Below are 6,519 nucleotides of genomic sequence, written 5' to 3' on the forward strand. Positions count from 1 at the left end.
TACCAACACCCACCCCATGAAAGGTATCATCCTCGCCGGCGGCTCCGGCACCCGGTTGCACCCGCTCACTCTGGCCGTATCGAAGCAGCTTATGCCGGTGTACGATAAGCCGATGATTTACTACCCGCTGTCGATTCTGCTATCGGCGGGTATTCGGGAAGTGTTGATTATCACTACGCCCCACGACCAGGAGCAGTTCAAAAAGCTGCTTGGAGACGGTACGAACCTGGGCTGCGATTTTCAATATGTGGTGCAGGAAGTACCCAATGGCCTGGCGCAGGCATTTGTGTTGGGAGCTGATTTTATTGGTAAAGACAAAGTGGCGCTGGTGCTCGGTGACAACATTTTCTACGGTGCGGGCTTGGAAGAATTGCTCAAATCGAACAACGACCCCAGCGGTGGCGTGGTGTTCGCCTACCACGTGCACGACCCCGAGCGCTACGGCGTGGTGGAGTTCGATGCCGATAAAAAAGCCCTCAGCATTGAGGAAAAGCCAGCCAAGCCGAAGAGTAATTACGCCGTGCCCGGCCTGTATTTCTACGACAACGACGTGGTAGAAATTGCCAGGAACTTAGAAATGAGCCCCCGCGGCGAATACGAAATCACGGACGTGAACCGCGAGTACCTGAAGCGTGGCACCCTGAAAGTGGGCATCCTTGGCCGGGGCACCGCCTGGCTCGATACGGGCACGTTCGAAAGCTTGATGCAGGCCGGCGAGTTCGTGAAAGTAATCGAGCAGCGCCAGGGCCTGAAAGTAGGCTCGATTGAGGAAGCCGCTTACCGCCAGGGCTTCATCAATGCCGACCAGCTCCGGGCTATTGCCGCGCCGCTGCGCAAAAGCGGCTACGGCGACTACCTGATGAACCTGCCCGAACAGCTGCTGATGGAAGGCTAGGATTTGTCATTGCGAGCGTCGCGCAGCAATCCGTCGGGTTCTCAGTGAATAACCGCTCAAGATGTGTAGGCAGCCTCGGTACCGCACAGTGACCTGGCTTTTCACATTTAAAAAGCCAGGTCACATTACCGGGCTGGTCGCATCGAAAGGACGGGTTGCCGCGCGTCATGCCTGGCTTTCGGGTAATGCGGGCCGGTCATGAAGTCGCAGCTTGCTACCCTGCCCACCGGTTGCTACCTAGCCCTTATTTATTCCGATGTCTTTCCTCAACCCCGGTGGCCGACTACTTTGGGTCGGTGCGATTTTAGTTGGCGCACTCTCCTCGGCCCAAGCCCAGCGCCCGCCCCGCGTAGCTACTCACGCCGACTCGGTGCGGGCCGCCCGCAACGCCAAAATCGAGTATTTCCCGGCCCAGTTTACGTTGGTGAGCGGCAAGCAGGTGCGGGGCTACGTCACGGGCTACGCCCTGTTCATGCACAAGCAGGTGGAGTGCTACGAAACGCCGCCCGACCAGCTGCCGCACCCGCCCATGAAAGCCCTGGCTATTGAGCGCATCCAAACCATGACGGTGGACGGCCACACCTTGGATGCCCTCACCAAAAACGGCAAGACTTTGGGGATGCTGGCTGAGAATATGACGCCGGTCGCCGGCACCAAAACCTACGGCTACTTCATCACCAAAGCCGACATGTACATTCCCATTCCACTGATGCCGATGGTTATGCTTATTCCAGTGGGCTCGCACGACAAGTATTTCTGGTACGTGCAGCCCGCTGGTGGGCTCATTCGGGAAGTGCCGCGCTCCGGCAAAGCGTTTGCGGCCCTGATGGCCACCGCTTTTGCTGATTACCCCGAGCTGGCCGCCCGCGTCCGGCAGCAGGCCCCGGATGCCGGCTATAAGAACATGCCGGCATTGGTGCAGGAATACAAGGCGCATTTTGCCCCCGCCAAATAGTCCCCGCAAACGTGGGAACGAAGCAACTTTTCCGAAAGAATACGCTTTGTAGTAATACCTTTTAGTCCCCGAAATCTGCCTTTTATGGCCAAAGCAAGAACCGTATTTTTCTGCCAGAGCTGCGGCGCGCAGTCGGCCAAGTGGATAGGCCATTGCCCGGTGTGCGGCGAGTGGAACACCTACGTCGAGGAAGTTATTCAAAAAGAAACCGTGGCCACCACCACCGGCCAGTGGAAGCCCGCCAGCACCGTGCCCGGCGGCAACACCAAGAAAGCCGCCAAGTCGGTGCCGCTCGGCGATATTCTGGCCGAAGACGAGCCCCGCATTCTCACTCCCGACGGCGAGCTGAACCGGGTGCTCGGCGGTGGCATCGTACCCGGTTCCATCATCCTGATTGGTGGTGAGCCCGGCATCGGCAAAAGTACGCTCATGCTGCAAATTGCCCTCAGCCTACGCCAGATGAAGGTGCTCTACGTGAGCGGTGAAGAAAGCGAGGCCCAGATAAAAATGCGGGCCGAGCGTCTGGCCGACGGCCAGCACCCTGGCTGCTACATTCTCACCGAAACCAACACCCAGAACATCTTCCGGCAGATTGACCAGGTGCAGCCCAACCTCCTCGTCATCGACTCCATCCAAACCATGCACTCCACGCTGGTGGAAAGCGGCGCGGGCAGCGTGAGCCAGGTGCGCGAATGCACCGCCGAGTTCCTGAAATTTGCCAAGGAAACCAGTACGCCGGTCATGCTCATCGGCCACATCACGAAGGATGGCAGCATTGCCGGCCCCAAAATCCTGGAGCACATGGTGGATACCGTTCTGCAGTTCGAAGGCGACCGGCACATGAGCTACCGCATTCTGCGCACCACCAAAAACCGCTTCGGCAGCACCTCTGAACTAGGTATTTACGAGATGCAGGGCGACGGCCTGCGCCAGGTGAGCAACCCCTCCGAAATCCTGCTTTCGCAACGCGGCGAGAGCCTGAGCGGCATGGCTATTGGGGCTACGCTGGAAGGCAACCGCCCGCTGCTGGTTGAAGTGCAGGCCCTGGTGACGCCCGCTACCTACGGCACGCCGCAGCGCAGCAGCACCGGCTTCGATGCCAAGCGCCTGCAAATGCTGCTGGCCGTGCTGGAAAAGCGCGCCGGCCTGCGCCTGGGCCAGCACGACGTATTTCTGAACATCGCCGGCGGCCTGCGCCTCGACGACCCCGCGCTGGATATGGCCGTGTGCGCCGCCGTGGTTTCCTCGCTCAACGACGTGCCCATTCCCGGTAATGTATGCCTGGCCGCTGAAGTGGGTCTGAGCGGTGAGATTCGGGCCGTGAGCCGGCTCGACCAGCGTCTGGCCGAGGCCGAAAAGCTGGGCTTCCGAGAAATGTATGTTTCGCAGTTCAACGGCAAAGGCCTCGACCTGGCTCGTTTCGGATTGAAAGTACACGCCGTGAGCCGCCTCGATGAAGTACTGGACGGCCTATTTGGCTGATACAAGACCGTGCAGATTATCAGTTTGTGGCTTCTCGGTAATTTGTTTGCGTGTAAGCGCACCCAAAGGAAGGTGCTAAAAATGATTAGCCAAGGATTGGATTTTATAAATCAAAAGTCCTTATCTTCGAGGTGCCAATAGACTTTTCCCGTGAATCGACGGTGGAAGCAGCTTGGCTCTACCATATACCTGGTCGGTGATTGGCAATTGCCGGGAATCGTTGGGCGCTAGTGCACTGATTTTATGAGAACATACTTCATTATTCGTTTGCGCCGCTTACTAAGCACGGTACTGCTGGTGGCTCCAATACTGGGTCATGGGCAGACGCGCCCGGCCGCCGCAGGAGCCGTTCCGAGCAGAGCCGCAGCTACCTCTGGTAAGGCAGCCGTTGTTGCCACTGGAACGGCTGTGCTGAGCGGCCGCGTGAGCGGCCCAACCACGGACTCTGTGGCTGTGTCGGTGCGTGAAAACCCGCTGGACCCTAAGGAAAAACTGTTCCGGGTACCCCTCAACGACAAAGGCGAGTTTAAATTGTTGGTGTCCGTGGTTGGCCCAACCAAGGCCGACCTGGTGTACGGCGACGATGTAGCTCCGCTCTTTCTGGACCCCGGCACCGACATCGATGTGCGCTTTAAGGGCAGCGATATGTCGGGTACGCTCAAGTTCAAGCCCAACGATGTGCCCTCGGGCTTTGCTACCAAACTCCGTAACCGCGCCAACCTGACTGACGAGCAGCGCCACCGCCAGCAAGCCGCCAATGCCAACAACTACCTGGTAGAGGCCGATGCCCAGTTTGTGGAAAACGATGGTTTTCAGGTATTGCCCGATAATATTCAGCTCTACGAGGCCCCGTTCCTGTCTTTTCTGGAGTATCGCCGCAAGCACCAATTCGAGTTTCTGGAAGACCACGCGGCAAGGCAGTCGTTCACGCAGGATTTCTACAACTACGCCCACGCCGAAGTAGTGTACGCTTACGCCAACGATAAGCTGACCTACCAGGACCTCCGCGAGCAGGTGGTGAATACTGAAGGCCGCCTGAAAATGGCTCCAGACTACTACAATTTTCTGCGTGAGCCCGGCCTGCTCAACGAGCCCACGGCCGTGCAGAGTGAGCTTTATCACGAATTTTTAATCAACTATATCCACTTTGCCGTGGCCCAGGACAAGCACCAGCGTTCGGACCCCGACTTCTATCCCGCTTCGTACGCCCTGGCCAGCAAGAAGCTCAACGGCTCCATTCGGACCATTATTCTGGGCCGCGTGCTGCAGGAGGCCTTCCGGTTTGGGCACGTGAAGCAGTCGGCGGCTATGCTGACCGATTTCCGCAATTACGACCCCAAAAACCAGTATTATCCTACCCTACAAACCGACTTTAACCGGCACAAAAGCTTCGCTATCGGCGCGCCCGCGCCGGATTTCAAGCTGGCTTCGGCCACCGGCGATACCGTGCACCTGCACGATTTCGTGGGCAAGCTGGTGTACATCAACTTCTGGAAAACTACCAACGGCCTCTGCCTGCGCGACCTGGCTTATGCCCAGGAGTTGATGCGCAAGTTTGAAGGCAAGAACATCACCTTCGTCAACATTGCGCTTGACGAGAACGAGCAGGCCTGGCGCTCGCTCGTAACCATCAAAAAGCTGCCCGGCGTACAGGTGCGCGCGTCTGGTGGCGGGCTGCGCTCTGCAATAGCCAAGGAATACGCCTTGCAGGAAGTGCCCACGTATTTTCTGGTGGGTGAAGACGGTACCTTTCTCAATACCAAGCCCAAGCGCCTGAGCAGCCGCGCCGCTGTTGACGAAATCAACCAGTCGTTTGGCAAGGCCAGCACGTACACCAGCGCCATCGAATTCGCGCCCACCAAAAAATAGGCAACAGCCAATCGTTTGTCATCCTGAGCGGAGCGAAGGACCTTATCACGTCAGAAAGCTTGTTAGAACAACTCTAACGCCAGCTGTTCCTTCGTCATAAGGTCCTTCGCGGCGTTCAGGATGACGTATTTTTAGTTCTTTGCTGCTCGTTTTGCCCATGTCTGTGTTCACCGATAGCCTCAATATCCTCGCCAAAGCCACGCCGTTGCGGCTCTGGAACGCGGGGCAGATAATAGGCTCTTACATCCTGAGCAAGCTCACCGGCAAGGCCCGGCACTGGGGCATGCCGCTGGCCCTCAGCTTTGAGCCCACTACCAGCTGCAACTTGCGCTGCCCGGAGTGCCCCAGCGGCCTGCGCTCGTTTACGCGGCCCACGGGCATGCTGCCCGCCGATTTGTTCAGGAAGACGATTGACGAAGTGGCCAGTCGGCTGTGGTACCTCATTTTCTACTTCCAGGGCGAGCCGTATTTGCACCCGCAGTTTCTGGAGTTGGTAAAGTACGCGGCCGACAAGGGCATATACACTGCCACCAGCACCAACGCCCATTACCTGGGCGACGACAATGCCCGCCGCACCGTGGAAAGCGGCCTCGACCGCCTCATTATCTCCCTCGATGGCACCACGCAGGACGTGTACCAGCAGTACCGCGTGGGGGGCAAGCTGGAGAAAGTCCTCGAAGGTACCCGCAATGTGGTGAAGTGGCGCAAAGAGCTGAAGTCCAGCACGCCGCGCATTATTTTCCAATTCCTGGTGGTGCGGCCCAATGAACACCAGATTGACGATGCCAGGCAACTGGCCGTAGCGTTGGGCGTGGACGATGTGTGGTTCAAAACCGCGCAGATTTACGACCACGCGCAGGGCTCCCCGCTCATCCCGACCATCGACTACTACTCGCGCTACCAGAACAACACCGACGGCACCTGGAGCCTGAAAAACAAGCTGGTGGACCACTGCTGGAAAATGTGGCACTCCTGCGTCATCACCTGGGATGGCCTGGTGGTGCCCTGCTGCTTCGATAAAGATGCCGAATACCGCCAGGGTGACCTCAAAACCGAGACATTCGCCCAACTCTGGCGCGGCCCCAAGTACCAGAATTTCCGCAACAGCCTGCTCAAAGGCCGCGACCAGATTGAGATGTGCCGCAACTGCTCGGAGGGTACGAAGGTGTGGGGATAGTCGATACTGATAAATTTGAATTATAAATTACAGCTGAAGCAGTTAGCCAGAATCTATAATTTAAATTGAAGCTGTTTAAGTAGTCACGCAAAAGTAACGGTGTACTTTTGGCCGACCTCCATTAAGACGTGTTCGATGCGT

The 6,519-nt window shown here is 57.6% G+C and carries 5 protein-coding genes; all 5 read left to right on the forward strand.

Annotated features, from left to right (window positions below):
- The first annotated feature begins 16 nt into the window (after positions 1–16).
- The 5 genes from rfbA (at position 17) to IEW17_RS15370 (ending at position 6,378) form a co-directional block, all read left to right on the forward strand.
- On the forward strand, positions 17–895 hold the full coding sequence (gene rfbA / locus IEW17_RS15350; protein ID WP_188562941.1) for a glucose-1-phosphate thymidylyltransferase RfbA: 879 nt from the start codon (positions 17–19) through the stop codon (positions 893–895).
- A gap of 256 nt (positions 896–1,151) precedes the next feature.
- Entirely contained in the window at positions 1,152–1,850 is a 699-nt protein-coding gene (locus IEW17_RS15355) for a hypothetical protein (protein ID WP_188562942.1), read from the forward strand.
- An 84-nt stretch (positions 1,851–1,934) separates the two neighbouring features.
- Positions 1,935–3,332, forward strand: coding sequence for a DNA repair protein RadA (gene radA, locus IEW17_RS15360; RefSeq protein ID WP_188562943.1), 1,398 nt, complete (start codon positions 1,935–1,937; stop codon positions 3,330–3,332).
- Positions 3,333–3,599: 267 nt separating this feature from the next.
- On the forward strand, positions 3,600–5,201 hold the full coding sequence (locus IEW17_RS15365; RefSeq protein ID WP_188562944.1) for a TlpA family protein disulfide reductase: 1,602 nt from the start codon (positions 3,600–3,602) through the stop codon (positions 5,199–5,201).
- 157 nt (positions 5,202–5,358) lie between these two features.
- The gene (locus IEW17_RS15370) at positions 5,359–6,378 is read left to right on the forward strand and encodes an SPASM domain-containing protein (RefSeq protein ID WP_188562945.1); all 1,020 of its coding nucleotides are present in this window, start codon (positions 5,359–5,361) and stop codon (positions 6,376–6,378) included.
- Positions 6,379–6,519 lie beyond the last annotated feature (141 nt).

It is taken from the genome of Hymenobacter frigidus (assembly GCF_014640435.1).
Classification (GTDB): Bacteria; Bacteroidota; Bacteroidia; order Cytophagales; family Hymenobacteraceae; genus Hymenobacter; species Hymenobacter frigidus.